At 36.6% G+C, this 24,508-nt stretch carries 12 protein-coding genes; 5 read left to right on the top strand and 7 right to left on the bottom strand.

Annotated elements, in window-relative coordinates:
* Positions 1-5 precede the first annotated feature (5 nt).
* Complete coding sequence (locus tag H3R29_RS02820; RefSeq protein ID WP_198202534.1) at positions 6-1,082, bottom strand: zinc-binding dehydrogenase; 1,077 nt, start codon at positions 1,080-1,082, stop codon at positions 6-8.
* A 15-nt stretch (positions 1,083-1,097) separates the two neighbouring features.
* Positions 1,098-2,474 carry an MFS transporter gene (locus H3R29_RS02825; RefSeq protein ID WP_198202535.1) on the bottom strand — a complete coding sequence of 459 codons (1,377 nt, stop codon included), beginning with the start codon at positions 2,472-2,474 and terminating at the stop codon, positions 1,098-1,100.
* A gap of 239 nt (positions 2,475-2,713) precedes the next feature.
* On the opposite strand from H3R29_RS02825, the gene H3R29_RS02830 reads away from it, so the two are divergent.
* From H3R29_RS02830 to H3R29_RS02845, 4 genes are read left to right on the top strand one after another with little or no spacing between them, the layout of a single operon-like run.
* The gene (locus tag H3R29_RS02830; RefSeq protein ID WP_232352208.1) at positions 2,714-4,150 is read left to right on the top strand and encodes an MFS transporter; all 1,437 of its coding nucleotides are present in this window, start codon (positions 2,714-2,716) and stop codon (positions 4,148-4,150) included.
* On the top strand, positions 4,143-5,195 hold the full coding sequence (locus H3R29_RS02835; protein ID WP_198202537.1) for an NAD(P)-dependent alcohol dehydrogenase: 1,053 nt from the start codon (positions 4,143-4,145) through the stop codon (positions 5,193-5,195). The genes H3R29_RS02830 and H3R29_RS02835 overlap by 8 nt, the downstream gene beginning before the upstream one ends.
* A 10-nt stretch (positions 5,196-5,205) precedes the next feature.
* Positions 5,206-6,180: a carbohydrate kinase family protein gene (locus H3R29_RS02840; protein WP_198202538.1), complete on the top strand. Its 975-nt coding sequence runs from the start codon at positions 5,206-5,208 to the stop codon at positions 6,178-6,180.
* Complete coding sequence (locus tag H3R29_RS02845; RefSeq protein ID WP_046325449.1) at positions 6,164-7,135, top strand: aldo/keto reductase; 972 nt, start codon at positions 6,164-6,166, stop codon at positions 7,133-7,135. The genes H3R29_RS02840 and H3R29_RS02845 overlap by 17 nt, the downstream gene beginning before the upstream one ends.
* A 193-nt stretch (positions 7,136-7,328) precedes the next feature.
* Here the strand turns inward: H3R29_RS02845 and H3R29_RS02850 are convergent, their stop codons facing one another.
* Positions 7,329-8,885 (bottom strand): SLAP domain-containing protein, encoded by a 1,557-nt coding sequence (locus H3R29_RS02850; RefSeq protein ID WP_198202539.1) that lies wholly within the window; start codon positions 8,883-8,885, stop codon positions 7,329-7,331.
* 143 nt (positions 8,886-9,028) lie between these two features.
* On the bottom strand, positions 9,029-10,381 hold the full coding sequence (locus H3R29_RS02855) for an MFS transporter (RefSeq protein WP_198202652.1): 1,353 nt from the start codon (positions 10,379-10,381) through the stop codon (positions 9,029-9,031).
* Positions 10,382-10,791: 410 nt separating this feature from the next.
* Between H3R29_RS02855 and H3R29_RS02860 the strand changes: the two genes are divergently transcribed.
* Positions 10,792-21,714: an SLAP domain-containing protein gene (locus H3R29_RS02860; protein ID WP_198202540.1), complete on the top strand. Its 10,923-nt coding sequence runs from the start codon at positions 10,792-10,794 to the stop codon at positions 21,712-21,714.
* A gap of 111 nt (positions 21,715-21,825) precedes the next feature.
* Here the strand turns inward: H3R29_RS02860 and glmU are convergent, their stop codons facing one another.
* The 3 genes from glmU to H3R29_RS02875 all read right to left on the bottom strand — a co-directional run bounded on the left by glmU (position 21,826) and on the right by H3R29_RS02875 (position 24,473).
* The gene (gene glmU / locus H3R29_RS02865; protein ID WP_198202541.1) at positions 21,826-23,211 is read right to left on the bottom strand and encodes a bifunctional UDP-N-acetylglucosamine diphosphorylase/glucosamine-1-phosphate N-acetyltransferase GlmU; all 1,386 of its coding nucleotides are present in this window, start codon (positions 23,209-23,211) and stop codon (positions 21,826-21,828) included.
* Between the two features lie 63 nt (positions 23,212-23,274).
* A complete protein-coding gene (purR, locus tag H3R29_RS02870) occupies positions 23,275-24,105 on the bottom strand; it encodes a pur operon repressor (RefSeq protein ID WP_122026440.1) in 831 nt (276 codons plus the stop codon).
* A gap of 122 nt (positions 24,106-24,227) precedes the next feature.
* Positions 24,228-24,473 carry a Veg family protein gene (locus H3R29_RS02875; protein WP_034978009.1) on the bottom strand — a complete coding sequence of 82 codons (246 nt, stop codon included), beginning with the start codon at positions 24,471-24,473 and terminating at the stop codon, positions 24,228-24,230.
* Positions 24,474-24,508: the final 35 nt, after the last annotated feature.

Genomic DNA, 24,508 nt, shown 5'->3' on the forward strand with positions numbered 1-24,508 from the left:
CAATCTTAATCATCATAGTCATAATGAAATACTACTTTAATGGCCGATTTATCCGCCATAGCATCAAAGCCTTTTTGCCATTCCGATAGTCCAAATCTATGAGTAATCATTGATTCAACATCAATTTTGTGAGCTGCCAGCAGCTTAATTGTACGACGCCAAGTAGATGAACTGTATGCCTGGTGGCCCTTAATATCAATATTCCATTCAGTAATACGATTGATTGGAAAGTTAAATGGCTGGTAACCCATGCCGACACGTACGATCGTAGCATTTGGACGTACCATCTCAATTGCTTGGTGTAATGCGACCATAGCGCCTGAACATTCAATAACAGTGCCCAGATTGTCTTCGCCTATAATCTCTTTGCAGCGGCTTACAACATCTTCTTTAGATCCGTTAATACAATCTGTTGCACCTAATTTCTTAGCGACATCAAATCTATATTTTGTATCTGCATCAAGACCAACCATTACAATCTTCAATGCTCCCATTAACTTCGCAATTTGAACTGAAAATAATCCCAATGGTCCTGTACCAAATATCACTACATCATCACCAGGTTTTAAGCCAGATTGTTCTGCAACAGCTTTATATGCATTACTAATAGGATCAAGACAACTTGCTTCTTCATATTTGACACCATCAGGTATCTTCCACAAAGCGTGCTTGTGAATACGGAGTATTTCACCAGGAACTAAACAGTACTTGGTGTAGCCACCACCCCAATGATTATTATCTAAACCTAAATTGACCTTATGTGGACAAAGGAGAAAGTCACCATCATCACAGGCTGGACATACACCACAAACATGGCCTGTATTGTCAGAAACTACTTTGTCTCCTACTTTCCAATCTGTTACCTTGTCGCCAACTTTAACAATATCACCAGCAAATTCATGGCCACGAATAGAGTTAAATTCTTTTGAACCATTATCAACTTTATAGTGCTTCATATCCGCACCACAAATAGTGGCAGCTTTAATTTCCACTAAGACATCCTCTGGACCAACTTCTGGCACAGGAACATCAATCATCTTATAGCCACCGAATTCTTTACCATAACGAGCTAAAGCTTTCATTTTAATATCCTCTTTCTATTTTATTGAACCAATTTCTTCTACAGATTTTCCTCTTGTTTCAATACCAAAAATACCAATTATAATTGCCGTTATTAAACACGTGATTCCAAGTAATATGAATACTCCAGTAATACCAACTGAATCAAGCAACTTGGCAACAATGAAAGGGACAATTATTCCACTAATCCTTCCTATGGCATTGCACAAGCCAGATCCCCTTAATTTGGCATAGGTTGGCCAAATTTCAGGGACATATACAGCAGAGGCATAACAAACAAACATATAAACAGAAATCATTAGGAAAAAGCCCAAAATCGAGATCATCAACATACTCCTTTGAAAAGAGTAAATATAGCCTAGTGCGGCCATGATACTCAAGAGACCGATTCCCATAACTTTGCGCGGTATTTTATCCATTATTAGCGTTGCAATAAAAATACCTACAGGTGCACCAAACATGTTCATAGTATTAAGAAAAACAGACTTCTTAATATCTATTCCTTGAGCGAGGAACATAGTTGGTAACCAGTTTATTAAGGTATATTGCGTAACATTCATAGCTATTAAAGCAAATGAACCAAGTATTACTCTTTTAAGCAAATTTCCTTTAAAAAATTCCGTATAAGAAATATTTTGTTTTTCTTCATCATTTTTTTCAGTCTTGTCTTTATGAATTTCAGGCAAAACACTATTAGTCTCTTTTGAAACCTCATTTTCAATATTGGTTAAAACTTTTTCTGCGTCAGCATAACGTCCCTTTGACTCTAACCATCTGGGGCTTTCGGGAAAGGCTTTCCACGCAATTAGAGAAATGAATGTTGAAAGTAACGCAGGAATTACAAATTGCAACCTCCAGTTCATTTCTGGAGCAACAATTTCTGTTAGTAGCATTGCTATCAATGAGCAAATAGGATATGACCAATTTCCCACAAATGAAATTCGGGATGACCAAGTACCTCTACTTCTTGAAGGCATGTATTCCGTAAAACTGGCAAAAAGTATAGTTAATAGCGCCCCTAAAGCCAGTCCCATGAAAAACCTAACTACCATTAAGAAATTCATGTTCGGAGAAACAGCTGCAACTAACATAGTAATTATGTGCATTACTTCAAAAAGCAAAAAAGTTTTTTTCCTGCCATATTTATCACCAATGGAACCACCAATTAAAGCTCCAAAGAACATACCAGCAGTGCTTAATGAAGTAAACAATGCTGTCTGACTATTGTTTGTCCAACCAATTACTTTTAATTGAGCTAAGACCAGCCCTCCTATTGCATTACTCCAGCAGGTTAATAATGCAAAACCAACTATTGCAAAAATTTTCCAATGAAATTTACTAGTTGGCAATCTATCTAATCTTGCCCCAGCAAAGGGCGAATTGTCATTTTTCATGTTGACCTCCTTACAAGAAAGTCCTTACTATCGATCGAGTCATGACTCAACTATTATACTAAGCCGAAAATGTTAAAAGTCAATCTTTTTTGTAATATAAATTTTCTTTTGCAACATTTTTATTCAATATTTATAGCTTATATTGCTGATTTAAAAGTATTTTATAACTTGTGAACTAAATAATTATTTTTTTATTTTTACATTTTATGTTTCAAATGAACATTAATGGGTGTATTATTATGTTAGCGATTTCAGAAATAGAAAAGGGGATTGACATGAAAGAACCAAAGCAATCAGAACAAGTTCTCGATAAACTGCCTTTTTCAAAATGGCATTTAGAAAACTTTTTCCTTTTAGGGTTTGGACTTCAAATAAACGGTGTTCTTAATTCTTCAGGAAATTCAATCTTAGCTGATTTAATTCATAAAGGTTGGTCTAATAACTATTTAAACGCAGCCTTTTCTTCTGCTATGATGATTGGCTTTTTTATCGGATCACTTATAGGTGGCTGGTTAGGCGATAAAATTGGCAGAAAAAAGTCGAATGAAATTTCAATTTTGACTTTTGCCGTGTTTTCATTAGTTGCTGCACTTGTACCCAACATGTTCTTGCTGATTGTTAGCAGAGGCTTAATGGGAATAGGTATGGGAGCTGGAATAGAACTTGGATATGGTTCATTTACTGAATTATTACCAGCCAAATTCAGGGGAAAATGGCAAGCCATGCTTTCTTGTTTTGGCAATTTTTCACCTTTAATTGCATCCCTGCTTTGCTTAATAGCTATTCCGACTATTGGATGGAGATCAGTTTTTATAATCTGTTCGGTTTGTGCTTTCATTATACTTTTCTTTTTCCACAAATTTTTTAAGGAATCGCCACACTGGTTATTACAAAACGGACATAAAAAGGAAGGAGAATGCTTACTTAACGAAATAGTTAAAAGAGTTGAAAAAGAGCAAGGCCATAAAATTGATATTTCAGTTAATGAAAATGACAACAGAAAACTTAATTCAAGCCAAAAAGTTAAAATACCATTCAAGAATTTTTTCTTTGGCGCATTAGGAAGGCGAACATTAATTTGTTCCACTACGCTGATTGCAATGAACCTAGCGCTTTATACGATAAATAATTGGATACCCACGATTTTTGTCAACAACGGTATAACAGTCACCAAGTCCCTTCTTATGACCACTATTATGATCGTTGCGGCACCTTTGGGAACTTATTTTTCAACATTCATTATTGAATTTTTACCCAGAAAGTTGTTCGGAGGAATTTTTATCATAGCTATTGCAATTTTAGGCTATATTTATGCACAACAAAGGTCTGAGGCGAGTATTTTAATAATCGGCTTTATTATGATTTTTATCTTATACATCTACAATAGCTTTTCTTCTGCAGTGTATGCAACTGAACTTTGGCCTACACAAGTTAAAATGCGGGGCTTGGGTATTTCAAACGCTATTGGTAGATTTGTAGCTATTACGTCTCCATATTTAATCGCTTGGATACTCACAGATTTTGGAGTAGTTGCTGTTTTTATCACTTTAGGAATTCTTTTAGGACTTTGCGCACTTATTATTATTTTATTTGGTATTGAAACCAGAAAGAAAACAATTAATGAAATCGATAGTTCCATTAATTTAGAAAGTAATAGAGAGGTTAATCATGCATAATACAAAAGCAATACTGGAAAAGCCAGGAAAAATGGTCATTAAAGATGCAGAAATTGAAGATCCTAAAGATAACGAAGTACAAATAAAAGTCTGTGATGTTAGTATTTGTGGCTCTGACATGCACGGCTTTACTGATGGACCTTATTTACCACCTGAAGATCCAAATCAAGAAATTGGTTTAGGTCATGAAACTGCCGGAATAATTTCTAAAGTAGGAAAAAATGTTACCAACTTTAAAGTTGGTGATCGTGTAGCTATGGAACCTGGTGTTCCTGATGGCACCTGTGAATTTTGCAGATCAGGTCATTATAATGTCTGCCCTAATGTAGATTTCCTGGCAACTGCTCCTAACTATAAAGGTTCTTTAACAAACTATATTAATCATCCAGCCGAGTGGACCTATCATTTACCCGATAATATGAGTCTGGTTGAAGGAGCCATGACAGAGCCAGCTTCTGTGGCAATTCACGCTGCCGAGTCCGCTGGCAATTTAATTGGTAAGTCAGTCGTCATATTAGGTGCAGGAGCCGAAGGTTTACTTACGACAATGGCAGTCAAGATGGCAGGCGCCTCTACAGTTGTTGTAATAGACATTGTCGATAATCGCTTGGCAAAAGCCAAAGAACTTGGTGCAAATGCTACATTTAAAGGTGATGATCCAGATGTAGTTGATAAAATTAAAGCAGTAGTTGGAACCAATGGCGCTGATTTTGTATATGAATGTGCTGGTAGCAATGCGACTGCACAAATCGGCTTAAAGATTGTTAAGCATACAGGAACCTTCTTTATTCTGGGTACTATACCAGGAGCAACGCCAGTAGAATTTCTGAAAATTAACAGAGAAATAACAATTCATACTCTATTTCGTTACGTCAACGATTATCCTAAAACTATCAAAATGATATCAAGTGGAAAATTCAATGTAATGTCAATTGTAGATAAATATTTCATGTATAAAGATATTCAAGAAGCATTTGAATTTGCTACAACACATAAAAGCGAATTTATCAAAGGCGTAGTAATAGTTGACAAATCTTATAAATAAGGTGAGTTATATGACGCAAGATGTAATTTGTGTGGGTACTGCTTTAGTTGACATACCACTATACCCTGTTAGCTCAGAAACATTAAATAAAGTATCTTTCCCGTTAAATGATATATCTATGAAAATAGGTGGAGATGCAATAAATGAGGCCATTGTCTTATCAAAGCTAGGTAAAAAGGTTGCTCTAATCAGTGCTGTTGGTGATGACGGAGCTGGAAATTACATTAGGAAAATTGCTCAAAAAAATAAAGTTAATATTTCTTCTGTAAAAGTCAACCCTAATCTCACTACTTCAATCAACATCGGCTTAGTTAAACCAGATGGTCAAAGAACTTTTCTGACAAATAAAAATGGTAGTCTTTGGAAAATGAATGAAAATGATATAGATTTTCAGGCAATCACTGATAGTAAAATCTTATCAATGGCAAGTATTTTCAACAATCCATTAATTGATGATCAAGTTATATTAAAAATTTTCCAAAAAGCCAAAAAGGAAAATATGACAATTTGTGCCGATATTGATGCCCCCCGTTTAGGAGAAACGATTGATAATATTAAAAATATTCTTCCCTACATTGACTACTTCTTCCCAAACGATACTGAGGCAAAAGATCTGACAAACCAGCCTGATTTAGACTCACAATCTGATTTGCTATTAAAACTCGGTGTTAAAAATGTCGTTATTAAAACCGGGGCAAATGGCTGTTTCATTAAAAACAAGAAAATGAAAAAATATCTACCATCTTACAAGGTGCCATCAAATATCGATATAGATACAACAGGAGCCGGTGATAACTTTGCTGCTGGTTTTATTTCTAAGTTAGCTGAAGGACAAAGTTTTGAAAACTGTGCTCGGTTTGGTAATGCTGTAGCTTCTCTTTCTGTAAGAAAACTGGGCGCTATTGATGGTGTGAAAAATGAACATCAAGTAGAACAATTACTTAAAAATTATCAAAAAGGAGATAATAATGAATTTAGGAGATAATATGCAAGTTTCAAGAATAGGATTAGGTACTTGGGCTTTAGGCGGAGGTCCAGCTTTTACCGACTACGATAACCATCAAGCTGCACTAGATACTATTAGAGGAGCCTTAAAATACGGTATCAACTTGATTGATACTGCGCCAGGATATAATTTTGGTGAAAGTGAGAAATTAGTTGGTGAAGCTATCAAGGGTAATAGGGAAAAATATAAAATTATTACTAAATGTGGTATTACGTGGGAAAGAAAAGGAGCATTCTTCAATAAAGTTGGAGATAGATCACTATACAAGAACCTAACTCCTGAATCTATTTCGTTAGAACTATTTGATACTTTAAAAAGACTACAAACTGATTATATTGATATCTATATGACTCATTGGCAAGCTGTTGAGCCATACAAAACTCCAATAGCTGAAACCATGAGATACCTTATGGAACTTAAAGACAAAGGAATTATTCGCGGAATAGGTGCAGCTAATGTTAACGCTGACGACGTACGCGAATACCTCAAGTACGGACAATTGGATATTATTCAATGTCGTTATAGTTTACTCGACAGAGAAGTTGAAGATGAACTGCTGCCATTGTGCAAGGAAAATAATATTGTTTTACAAGCATATTCTCCGTTATCAATGGGCATTTTATCTGGAGCTGTTCCTCGTGATTATGTCCCACCTAAGGGTTCCGCACGTAACGGTAAGAAATGGTTTAAGCCAGAGAATTTAGCCAAAGTAGACGACATGCTTGATTCCTGGAAACCCTTATGTGAAAAATATCACTGTACTTTAGCCAATTTGGCTATCGCTTGGGTATTAAATCAAAGCGATAACATTAACGTCTTAAGTGGTTCGACTTCGATTGATCAGCTTGATGAAAATAGTAAAGCTATGAAAATTATAATTGAACCAGATGACTTGAGACGTATGAGAGAAATGGCAGAAGACTTAGACAATTAAGGTATAAACTACTTTTATTAACGCGCTTTTTACAAAAAATCACCTTTTAATTTAAAAATATGTATTCCTAAACTTCAAGAAACTAAATTAGTTACGCTTTAAGAGAAGATTCTCTTTGTGTAAATAAAAAAGAACACAGTTCACATTTTCAGTGAATTGCGTTCTTTTTAGTTTATCTGATTTTATTTACACTTTATTTATTTGTCGTGACGTAATCAGTTATAGTTACAGGTTTTTGGAAACCATTAGCACTAATAATCGTCAGGATCGTATTATTGTTGCTAAATTGTACAGCACTCTTGTCTACACCATTTACACTGGCAACTAAATCAACAATTTGACTGGCTTCAGTTAATGACAAGTTCTTTAAATCACTAACAACTATCTTTTTACCATTTAAAGCTGCCTTAGCAGTATTAATTTTACTTAAAGCATCATTTACTTGAGTAACAGTTGACTTAGCAGTGTTAACCTGACTTCCACTGGATATAGCCGCGTCATAAGCATCACGCAACGATTTAGCAGAAAGCTTATAAGCATCACTGGCTTTAACAGTTGTATCTTGACTCAAAGCATCCTGCAAAGCTTTTTTATCGGTTGCTGAAGCAAAAGTATTTTCATTCTTAGCTGCTTCTGGAGTGTTGACTGGTGATAATTTAACACCATTAACGTTACTAATATCTGATTCTCTCAGATAGCCATTTTTATCACTTTGCAACTTGTAAAACAGTGCAGATTGGTTTTCAGCTGCTACCCAAATATAACGTAATTCTGTTACACGTGCAGTGTGGCCTTTAGCAAAAGTCTTAGTTGATTGCAGAACACCTTTATTGTTGTAGACATTAGCGGTGCGAGCTAAAGTAACAGTGGTCACATTTTCGTCACTTTCAGGCTTTGAATTTGCAGGCTCAAGTTGCTTGCCAGTAACAATTCCCACATTATTCTTTTTAACCCATTGATCATTACCTGGGTAATTAGCGTCATTAATATGATAATAAAGCTTTTTACCTATATATTGTAATTTATCAACTGTGACTTTTTCACCACTCCTAATCAGAGTCTTGGTGGTGTCACCGTTACTATCATAGACATAAGCATTGTGATTAAGAAGAATTACAGTTGGGTCGTTTTGATTATCGTTTGGTACATTTTCATTTTTACCAGGTTTTTTATTTACTGGCTTCAGTTTAGCACCACTGGTTTTACCAACATTTGCGGCTTTTATAAACTGATTACTTTGACCACTAATTCTGTAAAACAATTTTTTACCAATATAAATTAACTGGTCGACGGTAACAGTTTGACCTTTCTTAATTTTCTTCTTGTCTGTTTTGCCTTTAGCATTATAAATATATGAATTATGCTTAATTTTTGCAGTAGCTACTGGTGCACTTTTAGTGACCTTTTTACCATTAACATAGCCAACATTAGCAGCTTTAATGAAGGCATTATTACCAATGCTGTAATAATCCTTTTTATTAATAGTTACTTTACTACTAAATGATAGAGTAATGCCTTTAGCAATTTTAGTGTTTTTAGCACTACCCATGTAGGTCTTCAAGCGTTTACCATTTTTATCATAAACATAAGCATTATGACTCAACTTAATGGTATTCTTCTTTGTCGTCTTTTTCTTAGCGGTAGTTTTGTTAGCGGCTTGAACCACAACAGCTTGACTTGCACTAAGCACAGGACTGACACCTATTAATGCAGCAGCAGATACCATTAATAATTTTCGACTAATTTTCATTTGTTTCCAACCTCGTTATTTAAAATTATATCGGTACATAATATTGTATACTTAAAAATCGCTAATTCAAATAGCTTAAAGCATTACTTACCTTTTTTTAACACTCTTGCATCAATGTAAAATGTCTGCAAAATTCTTTTAATCTAATTATTATTACTTTCCGCTTCTTGGCGCATCTTGTTTTCACTAATAGCAGTATAAAATAAGAAAATTAATGCCACAAATGAGGCAACGTAAAGAACTGAGTTGCTGGCGATCCAGCCAAATTTATCAACCAGTATCCCGATTAAAGCTGTTGCTAGAGTTTCACCAAAAATGTATTGGAAAAAGCCCATGAAACCCGTTGACGCACCTACTGCATATTTCGGGACAACCTCATTAATCATTAGTCCCACAAGTGTCAAGGGAGCATAAATCAAATTACCCATTATGATTAAAGCGGCAATTATCAGAGCATGATTATTACTGAAAAAATATAGCGTTAAGCAAATTAGAGTTCCGATAACGCAAGCGATTGAAACTAATGCGCGGCGACCTTTTAAAGCATCTGAAATCGCTCCAATAATAATCACTCCTGGAACTGATGCTAATTCAAAAATGCCGATAATCCATTTAGCAGCAGCCGGATCGAAGCCTTTATTCTGGACCAAATAAGATGGGATCCAGCTCTGAATACCATAGCGGACCAGATAAAGTGACATTGAAGTCAAAGTAACTGCCCAAACTAATTTATTTTGCAAGATATATTTAACAAAAATCTGGCCCACACTCAAATCAGTCTGATCCGCAGTAGAAACTTGGCCATTATCCAGAATAACTTTGTCACCTGTATAAGTAGAAATATCAGGTAACCCGACCACCTTAGGTCTATCAGCACCCAAAACTAAAATTAAGATGCAAATGATAAAGGAAACTGCTGAGGATGTATAAAAGACAGCTGGAATTGAACCTGAAAAAAGGAAAACCGCCAGTTGCACTATGGCCACACAAATAAATGAGCCGGCATTATGTGCTGAAGACCAAATGGAATACATTGTTCCCCTCATTCTTGGTCCCCACCAGAGCTGAATCATTTTTTGGCAAGCTGCAGCCCCCATTCCTTGTGTGACTGCCATTAAAAACATTAACAACATCATTAAATAAAGGTTGTGAGTTGAACCTAAAAAAATATTTAATATTGCAGACAATAACAGTCCTACCATTAAATACCGGTTGGAATCACACCTATCTGCCAATACCCCCATAAAGAGTTTTGCTATGCCGTAGCCAATACCAAAACAAGACAAAATGAGACCAATATTAGCTGTAGAGAAATGATATTCTTTCATAATATCATTTTGTTCTGTGGTAAATACAAGGCGAATGATGTAGTACCCAATATAGCCAATACAAGTTGCTAGTAAAACTCCTAATTGCCGCCATCTGTATGTTTGTGCCACTTTTTCTTTAGGAACTAGCATATTCGAATCAGGCTGTTTTAAAATCCATTTAAACATCATAAATGCCTCCTCCCCTTCAGGATATCATAGAACTTTCTCAATACTTAAAATGGTGCAACTAATTTGAAACATAACAAATCATGCATTGCGACAACTGTATTTTTCCTTCGTATTTTAGCAAATCAAATAAATTATATAACAATATTATTTAGATATATATATAAATTTTAGCTGTCTTATTTTGAACAGTTTTTTTAATATCATCATCTAAATTTTGCCTATAAAAGCCAATTATTGTTATCTAAAATTTAATGCTAGCGTTATCTTTATTTAATTTACGCTGTCTTGTTTTTGCAAAACTTGTTATTTATAAACTAATACTTTACAAAACGCAATAATTGACATTTATATCATCATCTACTAAATTGATAATTATATAGTAAATGGAAATTAGAAAGGAAATTTCTATGTTAGGAAAGAATAATTACAATGAACGGGTGAAAAGAATGGCAAGGCAGGCTAAGCAAGACCATTTCTCAATTCGTAAATTGAGTATCGGTACTACTTCTGTATTGCTTGGCTTTACTTTTTTAGGCTTAAACAGCAAAACAGTTAAGGCTGATACAGTTGTTCCACCTCAACTAACTGAGAAGAAGGCCTATTCTCAAGCAGAAATCTTTTCGCAAGACAGCAACAAAAATACCACACGAGCTACATCTACTACTACATACAAAACAAACAAGCCAGAAGGGGAACCAAATTTAACCGCATTTTCTGGCTTGAGTTCGTTTTTGAGGGAGAATAATAGTAACAGTAAACAAAATGACACTGCTCAAACAGATCAAACTGCTGCCAATGACGACGATACGAGCAACGAAGAGCCTAACGCAAATAGTGCAGACAACAATGATATTAACAAAGGCACTGAAGATAAAACAGAAACTAACAGCGATAACTCGGACAAAGAAGAGCCCCATACAGACGATACTGCTAAGCAGGAAACTGGCAAAACAGATAAAAATAAGGACACCGCAAAGTCTAAGATCACCGCAAAAGATGCAAAAGATGCTGGTAAAAAAGTAAGCGTTGGTAACTGGAAGGATTTTATTAGCGCCCTAAACAATAGTAATGTCAGTGAAATTGATATTACCAATAATATTAGTGCTGACAGAGAGACAGGTCATAATCGCCAGGCTTTTCAAGGTAGAAAATTATTAATTAAGTCTGCAGGTAATGCGAAATATACCCTTGATTTCAAGAGTAACCACCCTACTCTTACCGGTAATTCTTCTTTAGATATTACTTACGAGAACTTAATACTTAAAAGTACAGACTATTATGGTGTCGCTGATACTTACAATATGACTAAAGGGCAAACGGCTAAAATCACTTTTAGAAATATTGATTTTTATGGTTCACAATTAACATATACCAAAAATAATACTGACATTATTTTTGAAGGCCAAATTCACGCTGAAACTGTCAAAATTCCAAGCAATATTGGCGGTTGGTTTGACGGTAATAATCAGCAGCTTTTAGAATTCACCAATAGCAATAACAGCATTACTTTTAAAGCCGGCTGCCACTTTGACGGTTCGACATTTGGCGGAACTTTGATTGAAATGAGAGGAGAAGGCAATTCTCTTAATGTTGAACAAGGAGCAGTTGTTAACCTGACCCCACTTAAGACGTACGATGGCTCAAATGGTGCTAATAACAGTGAACACGGCAATCCAGTCAGTGCCATTTTCATTAGTGACGATGCGCAAGTAACTGTTCACGGTCAGGTGAACATTAACATCGGACAAAGTGAAGGAATTAAGTATGCGGGCAAGCAAAATAATGGCCAGGCCAGAGCCATTTATTTAAACAACGCCAATTCAAAGGTCAATATTAGCAAAAATGGTGCAATTACCGTTAACACGAATGGTAATATTTCAACTAAAAATAAGCAAAACCTGATTTATATTGGGGGCGATTTTGCCATTAACTCTGGCGGTGCTCTCAAGATTACTGGACAGAACATGGGTAATTATACTGGTTCGCTAGTGCAAATTGACGGTACAGCTAACGTGCAAAACGGCGGCTTTGAAATTCAATTAGTTGGTGATGCCGGTACTGGTGCAATAAAATTGGTTGATGTGGCCAATACTGGGCAATTGATTGTTAATAACCCTACTTCTCTTGTGTTAGACGCCCATCTGAATAACAATGACCGCACCAGCATTATCGGTGATAACAAAGTCACTGTCACAAATGTTCGCCAGTACTTAAACCTTGGTGAACTGTTAAATGGCTCTGCTCTTGGCAGCAACTTAGTCTTGCCGCCTTTTCATGTTTTACAAGTCGAAAAAAATGCTAAAACTGTCGCAGTTAACAAACTGGAAGTATTAAACGGTCAAAGGATCTTCGACTTAGAAAAAGTCAAAAAAGATAGCCCCCAGCTTAGTGCCATTCTCAGTAAAGCACCTGAAAACTTCCAGAAATTGCTGCAAAATTACAATCATCAAAGCTATGACCAGCTCTTTCGAGCTATCGTGGAAGCAGCTTTTTCCAATAAAAGCAACCCAGGCTACAATAACATCAGATTTACACCGGCCAATCAAAGCGGCTTCTTAGACATTGACCCAGAAGATGTGACGGTAACTAATCAAGACGATGGTTCAAAACTAGTCAAAGGTCGCGTATTATACTATGATCCTGCAAAAGATGGTCCTGATAGTGACAGCTTTTTTAAAAATATCTTACCCGGTGGCACTGAAGCCTATGTTTTAGCCAGGTTTAAAGATAGTGGTGTATACAGAAATGGTCAAGCTATTATTGATTCAACAATCGCTAATCCCTACGCTGATACTGTTGATACTTATCGAGGTGAAGCAAATGATTTGGCAGCATTACCTACCAAATTTGCCGCTAAAGTTGCTCCTGATGGCTCCTTCACCATTATCATTCCTACCGAAATTACTACCAGGATGGCTAAAGACGCCACAATTCAACTAACTCCACATGCAAACTTCATTGAATATAGTCCGTTAGACATTGCCAGTGGCGACCGCCCTACTATAGTTAGTCTCGGCATCAAACCGTTTAGCGAAGTACAACAAGAAGCAGCTCAGGAAATTACTGATGCTATTAATGCTGCTAAAACTAAAAAGCCGGCTAATTTAACTGCAGATCAGGAAAAAGCACTGACAGATGCATTGAATGAAGCTGCTAAGTATGCTGCTACGAATAAAGATAACAATTATGATTCCAATAAATCAGTTTATGGCGTCCAATCTTCCAAGACGGCAATCAGTGAAATAAATAATAGGAAAAAGACGGCTTTAGACTTGGTCAATAAGGCTATACAAACAGCCCAAAGTCAAGGAGAATATGAAAAAGCTAAAGCGGCAGCAATTGACAAATTAACTCAGCAAGCTGAGGAACAAGCTAAAAAGTTCCCTGCACAAGAACAATCTATCACTGCCGCTAAAAACCAAGCCATTAGTAAAGTACAGGCTGCTGCCACAAATAACACTAACATCGATCAGGTTGTTAATGACGGTATTAATGCCATTAATCAAGCAGGAAAAGATTACCGAGATAATGTAAAAACTGATATTAACCAGGCAATTACAAAAGTCGAAAATGCTATTGACACAGTCTCAAAAGACGAGAATGTTAAATCACCGGTAGACGAGTTAATTAACGGTATAAAAGACAAGCTCAAGCGGCCAAAAGAAATTGTTGCTCCTGACGGTGATCTTGATCAAGACGAAGATGAAGCGGCTATTAATAGCCATCAAAAAGAAGCTAAAGCTCTACTCCCAGGTGTGCAAGATACTATTGATGCAATTGCAGCATTAGAAGCTGCTGCTAAAAAGCAAATAGCGCAGTATGGTGACGATCAACCTGAGATTCAAGCTGCTTTAAATCAAGCTATCAAAGATATTATTAACAGCAATAATCCTAAAGACGATCTTAATAACGGTATCGATAAGATTAATGGCACACATGCTAATAAAGAAAAAGATAAGGCAGCAAATGGTATTAAAGAGGCAGCTACTCAAGCTAAAGAACGGATTCAAAATTCTGATTTAACAGCGGATGAACAAAAAACATACCTTGATGAAATAGATGAAGCAGTTGCTGCTGCAACAGCTACTACTGGTGATACTGCCAAATCTATTTATGGCACTGATGACGGTGAAATTATCAATAAGAGAAAAGCTGCTGCTGAAAGTTTAATTAACAAAGCAGCTGCCAAAGCTGAAATTGCTGGTTATACTAAGGGCTACGAGAATGTCCTTGGTCAAGTTGGCCAAGCCGAAACCGCTATGACAGATGCCCTAGCGGCAATTGATAAAATTGAGGATAATGCTGCAAGTAGTCAAAATATTGTCCAAGCAGAAAATGCAGCTAAAGAAAATATCTTAAACGCATTTAAAGAAAATGCTAAAGACCAGGTTCTGGTGGATGCCAAAACAGCTAAAAGCAATTTAGGAGTTGAACAAGAGTCTAATATTGATGAGGCGATTGCTAATGCTACCAAAACGATTGCCAGTCATAGCTCTGCTCTTGACATCAAACAAGACATTATTGACGGTAAAAAGAACGTTTTAAATGCCTATAAGGCTGCTGCTAAAGCACAAATTGAGCAAGATGCAACTGAAGCTAAAAACAATTTAGGAGTTGAGCAAGAGTCTAATATTGATGAGGCTGTCACTAATGCTACCAACACGATTGCTAGCCATGACTCACTTACCGCTATTAACCAAGATATTATTGACGGTAAGCAGAACGTTTTAAGTGCTTATAAGGCTGCTGCTAAAAAGCAACTGGAAACAGTTAAACAAGACATTGTTAACAAAATTCAGAATAATCCTAATTTAACGGCCAAGAATAAAGACGATGCTGCCAATAAAGCCAGTGAATTGCTTACTGGAAATCAAGGTTATAATAGCCGCATTGATAATGCCGAAACTATAGCTGATATTAATACAGCTACTAAAGAAGGCACTGCCGCATTAAACAATTTACTTGATGAGCAAAACTTAAGTGGTCGACGTAATCAAGCTATTGCAGCAATTCAGGATGCTAAAGACAAAGCCATAGCTAAGATTACAAATAATAAAAATCTGAGTGACGAGGAAAAAACCAAATATCAAGAACTAATTAATACTGCAACTGCTGCAAGTGTTGCTAAAATCACGCAAGATGAAGATGAAACTACAATTGCAACAGACGAAGACAATGCTATTAAAAATATTACTGGTTATCAAGAAAATGCTGCTAATACTGGCGATACTAATTTAAATAAGCAGCGCCAAGATGCAATTAAGGAAGTTGAAGAAGCAGCTAATAATGCTTTAAGTACAATTGACGACTTTGACGATACTGTTTTAAGTCCAGAAGATAAACAACATTATCAAGAAACTATTAATAAAGACTTGGCTAACGCCAAAGCAGCAATTAATGCAGCTAAAGACAATGATGGTGTTAATTCCGCTAGACAAGCTGGTAAAACCAGTATTAATGAGGATTTGGCGGCCAGTCAATTAATAGTCGCAAAATCTCAGGCAAATATAGCGTTGCAAGATGAGAAGAAAAAAGACATAGATACTATTAATCAGGCTTTTACCGATAATAAAATTAATAGCGAGCAAAAAGACGCACTAACAGACAAAATTAATGGCTTCTATGAAACGGCAACCAGCAAAGTATACAACGACTTGACTGCTGAACAAGTGGCTAAAGATAGGGATGATGGCATTGCTGCTATGGCCAGCGTTGCTGGCAGTATTGCCAGTGAAGAAGCAAAATACTTAGAGCAACAAAAAGATGATGCTTTAACCAATAAAGACACTGGCCTAAATGCTCTAGCAGAGAAAATTCGGACAAGTATCGAAAAAGATCCTAACCTTTCCGGCAAAGAAAAAGGTGATTACTATGACGAAATTAGTTCTGCTTTAACTTCAGCCAAAACTGATATTCAAAATGCTCATTCTCAAGCTGAAATTGCTACTGCAACAAACGCCGGTCGGGAAGCTTTAAATAAAATTCTTGCTAACGTTGTATTGCAATCAAGTAGAAGCGCTGCGCTTAAAGAATTGTTGAACACCTGCACCGATGTTTCTAATCAAATTACCAACTTACAAAATGTTAACAGTACTACTAAAGACGGATTAATTAAACAGTTAACTGATTACTATAATGATGCAGTTGCTAAAGTAAAGAATGTTCCTGCTGCTCAAGTCGATTCTGAAAAACAGCAAGGCATTGATAATATGAACACAGTTATTAGGGATGCGCAAAGCCTTGATACCAATATTGATCATGCTAAGCAAGAAGTCGACAAGCAGGCTGATCAAGCAATTTCTACCATTAATCAATCTGCGATGTCTGACGCGGATAAAACTCAAACCATTGCAAAAATCAACGATGAAAGAGCTAAAGCTAAGCAAAATATTGAATTGCAAAAAAATAATGATGCCGTAGACAAAGCCAAAAATGATGGTAAAGATGCTATTGGTCAGGTTGCAGCCACAGCTATGACAGCTGATTTGGAGAATACTAAACATCACAGCGAAGAGGCTATTAACCAAGCTGCTCAAGAAGCAATTAGCAGATTAAAATCTTCATATGACACTCTAAGCGCTGAAGAAAAAGAAGAAGCTAGTTCCCAATATGAGCAGGCAATCTCTGATATTAATCAGGCTGTTGCGGATGCCAAGAGTAAATTACAAAATGGCAAGACAAAAGATGGTATCAATAAAATCACTACTGATACCATTAATGCAATCAATAAAGCGGAAGCAAGTGGTAACTTAGCAATCACCAAAGCACAGGCCAGAAAAGCTATTAAAGATGTCGCAGACGAAATCAAAAACAACTTAAAAGATAAAAAGGATCAAGACAGTGTTGATTCTATTCTAGAGAATGCCGCTTCAGCCATTACTGCTGCTGAGGATAGTAGCACTGTTTTGAGCAGTAGAGATTCTGCCATTAATCACATCAAAGGAATTAAGACTACAGCAGATTCTAATGATGCTGCCAAAATAAAAAATGCTAAAGACGAAGCAATTAAAGCATTGACAGCGGAACTAAACGGTCAAACTAATAATCCTGGTGCTCCGGGAATTTTAGCTCAAATTGATCAAATTACAGGCTTAAGTGCTGAAGAAAAAGCTCAGTATAAGAGTCAGGCAACCGCTGCTAAAAATAAAGCTGTCAGTCAGATTAACGCTCAGCAAACAACAGACGATATTGCATCCACTAAGACTACCGGAATTATTAACATTGACAAGGCTTTAAGCGCCGCACAATTACAAGCGTCTAAGAATAATGCTAATAAATACTTAGCAGATATTTCTCAAACTGCTGCAGATAATATCAAGAAGATCGAACAGTCGGCTCTAAGTGATACTGAGAAAGCGCAACAAATTGACTTAATCAACTCAAATAAAGAAACAGCTATCCAAAATATTAACCAGGCGCAAAGTCCAGACGAGGTAGAAAAAGTCAAACAAGGCGCTGAAAATGCCATTACTGGTATTGTGCAGAATGCTAAGGAAAACGCAGCTTTACTGCAGGAACAAAATGCCGCCTACAACTCACTGGTTGAGCAGGCTAAAAAGCTCAACCAGCGCTTAAGCGATGACCGTTTGCATAATAAGGTTGATCAAAAGCAATATGATGACTTAAGTAAGGCTATTAGTGACGCTTTAAGCGCAGCTAAAGCCAAGATTTCTGCCGCCACTGATCTGGATAAAATTAATGCTGCCAAAGGTAATGGTGAAACAGCTCTTAACAAGGTCAATAATGATATTGATAACGAAGAAGCTCTAGCCCAAGCTCTAAATGATTTACAAGCTGCAGCCACTAACGCCAAAGCTAAAGCTGCTGAGGTTGAAGATAGCACTGTCGCTGACCAAATGAAAGCCCAAATAGATCAGGAACAAAAGAAAGCTGCTACTAATATTATTGCCGCTAGAAATAATAAGCAAAACACTATTACGCAAATTCAATCAGTTGCAGAAGATGGCATCACCACAATTAACAAATTAGGTGAAGACTTTGCTAATAAGAATCAAATCGTTAAGGGCTTAAAAGAATATGCCGCAAATGCTAAGAATGAGATTGATGGCTTAGGCCTAGCAGGCAGTGACGTCGCTAATGGTTATAAAGATATTGACCAGGCCTTAAATGATGGTATTAGTTCAATTTATGGCGGGACAAGTGAACAGCTATCCCAGTTAGAACAAGATGCCAAAACAAACATTGATCAGGCGAAATTGCCAAGCAAACTGACTGCAGAAAAGAATAAACAAATTAATAAGTTTAAGGACTATGTTAACAGTAAAGGCGAAATTGCCAGTGTGGCCACTAACCTAGATCAAGGTCAAATTGACACGCTTCAAAAGCAACTTGACGAAGCTATCAAGAAAACCATTGATAAAATTGCAGGCGTTAAACTTGAAAGTAGTTACGAAGATGCTAAAACACAAGTTGAAAATACCGAACAAGGTATAGTGCCAGAAGGTGAAACTGCTAATTTTGGTGAGAAAGAAATCGACCGCATTTTCCAAGTTGCACAAGAAAAAGCAGAAATAGTCAAGGCTAAACAAGAGGCAATCTCTCACATCGAACAAGTACAAAAAGAAGCAAATGCTGCTATAGAAAAATCAGGTTTGTCGCCAGCAGACCAGCAAAAGCAGAAGGAACAAATTCAAAAACTTGTGGAAAAAGCCAGAACTGACATTAATTCTGTTTCGCAATCTGAAACAGAAGCTAAAGATCAAATAGATAGGAATGAAAAACAAGCTATTACTAATATCAACAGCATTAAAGAACAGACAGCCCTGGCTGGTCATAAGACAAAAGCTGAAGGTATTCTAAAGGATAAACAAACCAACGCTCATAATGTAATTGATCAATCTCAATTAACTACCGAGCAGAAGAAGGCAGCAAAAAAAGCAATTGATGATGCATACAAGCAGAGTTACCAAGATATCGAAAGTGCTGCTGCAAGTGTCGACATCCCAGAAGAAGCTGCTATTGGTCAAAAGATTGATCGTCTGTTAACTAAGCCTGAAACTGGTACTAAACCAGAATGGTTTAATAATGAACAAAATAATGCCCTTAAGGGCGCTGAAGGAGTAGACGGCATTAACAATGCATATAGTAGATTAAAAGACAGGTTGAAAGATAAGCTGTCACCAGAATTGCTAGATCATATTGACGAGCAAATTAATGCTATTAATAATGCTACTGATATCCAGACTACCAGTGCCGCTTATGATGAGGCTATGACTATTATCAATAAGCAGCAGGCTAAAGCTGACATTGACGAAGAAGCTGCTAAAGTTACTAAAGAAATCGACAGTAATGATAGATTAGCTACTGAATCAAAGAACAGGCTGAAAGAGCAAATTAAGAATGATAGCCAGAAAGCCAAGGATCAAATTGATGCAATTATTGCTCCTAAAGGTGATACATTAGGCAAAAAGGACCAGATTGCAAAAATCACAGAAACCGCTAAAGATGATATTAACAGTGCTGGTAATGCCGCCAAAGATGAATCTATTAGTTCGCTTAAAGCAGACGCCAACAATGAACTAGCTGCTAAATATCAAAACGCGGTTGCTGAACTAAGGGAAAAATTTGGCGAAAATGCAGATACCACCAGCGTTGATAAGGCATACCACGAGCACTTACACATAAATGGTGACTCAATTGAAGATATCACAGCAGCTAAGATGGCAGCTGAAAAAGATATAGCTAAGGGTGCAGTAGCTGATACCGCTAATAATGCTAAAAACCAAGTTGATAAATTAAAGCATCAAGATGGCAGCGATTATACTGATACTGAAAAGCAGGCAATTAAAGATTATATTGACCAAGAAGCAGCTAAAGCTAACTCGGATCAAACGGGCACTATTGATCAAGCTCAAAGTTCAACTGGCATAGAAACTGCCAGAAAGAATGCAGTTGACAAGATAAGCAGAATTATTGTAAGTGATAGTCAAGAACTTGAGAATGTTTTAAACAACGATAGCAAAGTACAAGAAGAAAGACTAACAGCTGCCTATGATTCCGCTGTTAAACTTCTCAAAGACAGATTTAAGGATAAGGCAAACACGACCAGCATTGATCAAGCATACGAAAGTGCCAAAGATGCTCTCAATAATTCTGCTAACGCAGATAAGCTGGCCGCAACAGAGTTAATTGGTGAAAAAGAAATAGCAGCTGGAGCTCTGGCAGACGCACAAAATGCAGCTACAAGTGAAATTCAGTCATCAAGCAAATACACTGAGCAGGAAAAGAAAGCTATTATTAACCAAATTGAGACAGACATGGCCAAGGCAAACGCTGCTCTCAAACAGCCTGAGGTCAATGACAGTCAGACAATTACTAAACTGCGTGATGATGCTATTAAGCAAATGTATCTTAATGTTACGGATTCTGCCACCATAGACCGTATTCTTCATGATATTAATCACGAAAATGAACATAGTTCTAGCAATCATTCCGTTCCTGCCCCTGCTAACAATACGCCAGTTAATACTACCAGCAAAGAAGATAATGAGGCAAAACTTGATTTAAGCAGCAGAGAAGAATTAACTTTAATGCATAACGCTTACCTTTACGATGAAAATGGCAAACGTGCTAACAAAGTTATTCTTGGTGCTGGCTCAATCATTACTTCATATGGTACCAAAGAGATTAACGGGCAGAGCTATTACGTCTTAGTCGATAAAGGCAATCAGAATAAAATTTACTATATTGCTCTGGGTAATGTTATTCCTACAAGTCAGAAATTAAAACATAATGCCTATGTTTACAATAAACATGGCAATCGCATAAAGAACGCTGGTGTATTAAGAAAAGGCAATAATATTAAAACCTATGGGAGTGCAGTCACAATTCGGGGTAAAAAATATTACATTATTGCCCCAAACCGCTTTGTTAAGGCCGCAAATATTGCTTTGCAAAAACCCGCTAGTGCAGCTCCGATCAACGAACTCGTAACGAAAAATGCGCGACCAGCAGCTGCCAAAACTATTATGCACAATTCATATCTATATGATCAAAACGGTAAACGTGCTAATAAGATTGTTATACTAGCCGGTTCAATTGTTAATACAGTTAACCAACAAGTCATCAATGGTAAAAAATACTACGAACTGGATGATGGTTTATTCATCGCCGCTAACAATATTGATTCTAATATACTTAAATTAAGGCATAATGCTTATGTTTACAGCCAACATGGTAATCTAATTAGCAAAAAAGTTCTAAAAAAACAACAGGTAGTCAAAACTTATGGCAGTCCTGTCAAAATTAACCACGAAAAGTACTTTATCGTTGCTAAAAATAAGTTTGTTAAAGAAACTAATTTTAAATAATTAGGTGTAGCTTATTAAAATAGCTCTTGAGTTTAAAGAACTCAGGAGCTATTTTTAGTTATTCTGCAAAATCAAACAGAGCTGAAGTCAATTTTCAGTTCTGTTTGATTTTTATTGCCAGTTAGAATCGTTAGACAGGGGCAATTTATGCCAGTAATCAGGCTTATTTACCTGTCGGCCACGCGCAATCGCCATATCATATTTAGCTACATCTTTAGTAATTGTTGAGTCTGCTGCTACAAAAGCATGGTCAGCAATATTAACCGGTGCCACTAAGGTAGCACCTGAACCAATAAACGCATGATCTCCAACGTTAGTGTGATCTTTTTTCACACCATCATAATTAGCAAAGATAGTGCCACAACCAACATTAACATCCTTGCCTAATGTAGCATCGCCAATATAAGTTAAATGACCAACTTTGGAGTTTTCTCCAATCTCGGCACATTTAATTTCAACAAAATTACCGATGTGGGCACCCTTTCTAATAATAGCCTGGGGCCGCAAGTGTGAGTTTGGCCCAATATCTGAAAAATCAGCCATTTCGGCCTGCTCAATCGTGGATGAAGTCACAGTCACATTATTGCCAATTTTTGAATCAACAATTCTGGTTCCAGAGGTAATTACGCAATTATTGCCGATCTCGGTATTACCTTTGATAACTACGTTGCCTTCAATTTGGGTATCACAACCGATTTTAACATTTACATCTACATATGCCGTCTCTGGATCAACAAAAGTAACGCCATTAGCCATGTGCTTTTCATTGATTCTCTTCTGCATAGTTTTAGTAGCCTGTGCTAATGCTAAGCGATCATTGACCCCAAGGCTTTCACTGAAATCAGGCATTTTATATGCACCAATTCTTTCACCTTGATTGCGCAAGATTTCCAAGACGTCAGTTAAATAGTATTCTCCTTGAGCATTATGGTTGTTAACCTGCTTTAATGCGCTAAACAGTTTCTGATTGTCAAAACAAAAAACGCCAGTATTAATTTCGTTAGTTTCCAATTCTTCTGCTGTGCCATCTTTTTGCTCAACAATCCTTAAGACGTTACCCTGGTCATCCCTTATAATGCGGCCATAGCCAAAAGGATTAGCAGCTTGAGCAGTCAAAACTGTAGCTGCATTTCCCTTACTTTGGTGGTAATCAAATAATTTTTGAAAAGTTTCACCTGTAAATAAGGGGGTATCGCCAGTAATCACTAGAGTTGCACCATTTTCTTTCGCCAATTCATCAGCTGCAGTTAAAACAGCATCCCCTGTACCAAGCTGTTTTTTCTGCAAAACAAATTCGGACTTACCGGCCAGGACTTTTTTAACTTCTTCAGCGCCAATGCCAACAATTGTTACTATTTTATCCGGTTCAGTGGCCTGGGCAGCTTCGACCACATATTCAACCATTGTTTTCCCACATATCTTGTTCAAAACTTTGTATGATTTGGACTTCATACGTGTTCCTTTGCCAGCCGCTAGAACAATTACAAATTTTTTCATAGATTTTCAGCCTCTTTTATATTCTTAAATTACTGTTTATATTTTAGTATATTGTCGCAGAAACTAAAAGCTGCCAAAATCAGTATGAGCAATCAAAGAACCCGGCTCTGCCATGATAACTTTCCTCTTATCATCTATTTTTTTAATTTTTACTAAAGAAAGATGACCTTCAATTAGTTTAACATCGTCAAAATCCGCTTCACATAAAACGCAAATACCGGCAATGTTGCCATTAAATTCTTTTACCAGTTGTTGCATTCCCGTCAGCGTTCCGCCAGCCATCATATAATCATCTATCAGCAGTACATTTGAGTTTTCTTTTAGCACTCTTGTTGGTAATTCCATTTTAGAAACACGATCAAGTGATGAAGAAATATAATTTACAGAAACTGTTGCTCCCTCAGTTACTTTTGAGCGTTTACGTGCAATGATAAACGGTACATTTAAATAACGTGCAACTGCCTGAGCCAAAGCAATGCCCTTGGTCTCGATAGTCATCACAATATCAATATTAGAATATGCATACCTAGTAGCAATTAATTTACCGATTTTATCCAAGTCTTGTGGATTGCCAATAATATCAGACAGATAAACAAATCCTCCAGCTAAAATGCGATCAGGATCCTCAATGCGACTGGCCAATTCATTTAAATATTTCTGTGCGTGCTTTTTACCCCAAAAAGGAATATAACGCACACCCCCAGCCGCACCTGCGACTGTTTCCAAAATTCCGTCTTGATTGCTTGCTAAGGTGTGCTTCAAGATTGCCAGGTCTTCAGAAATTGAAGATTTAGCTGCACCATATCTTTTCGCAAAAAATGGCAGCGGAATTAAGTCATGTGGTCGTTCCATTAAATATTTAGTCATATCAACTAATCTCTCTGAACGTTTCATAGAAATTACCTCCTATTGTTTGTTTTTTGCCAGTTACTACTATACACTCAACCATAAAAAAAGGCACTAACATTTTACCAAATGTTATTGCCAAAAAGTAATCTTAAGATGACGCCTTAAACTTATTGCACAGCGTTATCAAATTTTAATGTTATATTTTTGGTTAACAAATCTGTGTAACTATAAGAAACATGTTCAAAGTTATTTGAATCCTGGTCTAAATCAACTACAAAAACTGCAGGAAAAGTGTTCTTCAAAATTCCACGTCTTTTAGTTACTTTCTTACGTCCAGCTCTTGCAACTACAGTTAATGAATCACCTAAATGTGAATCCAGCTTACTCTTAATGGTCATAATAGATGTTGGCAATGAAAACAACTCCTTTGAGTTGTATTATACCACTT

It is taken from the genome of Lactobacillus sp. M0393 (assembly GCF_016102025.1).
Taxonomy (GTDB): Bacteria; Bacillota; Bacilli; order Lactobacillales; family Lactobacillaceae; genus Lactobacillus; species Lactobacillus melliventris.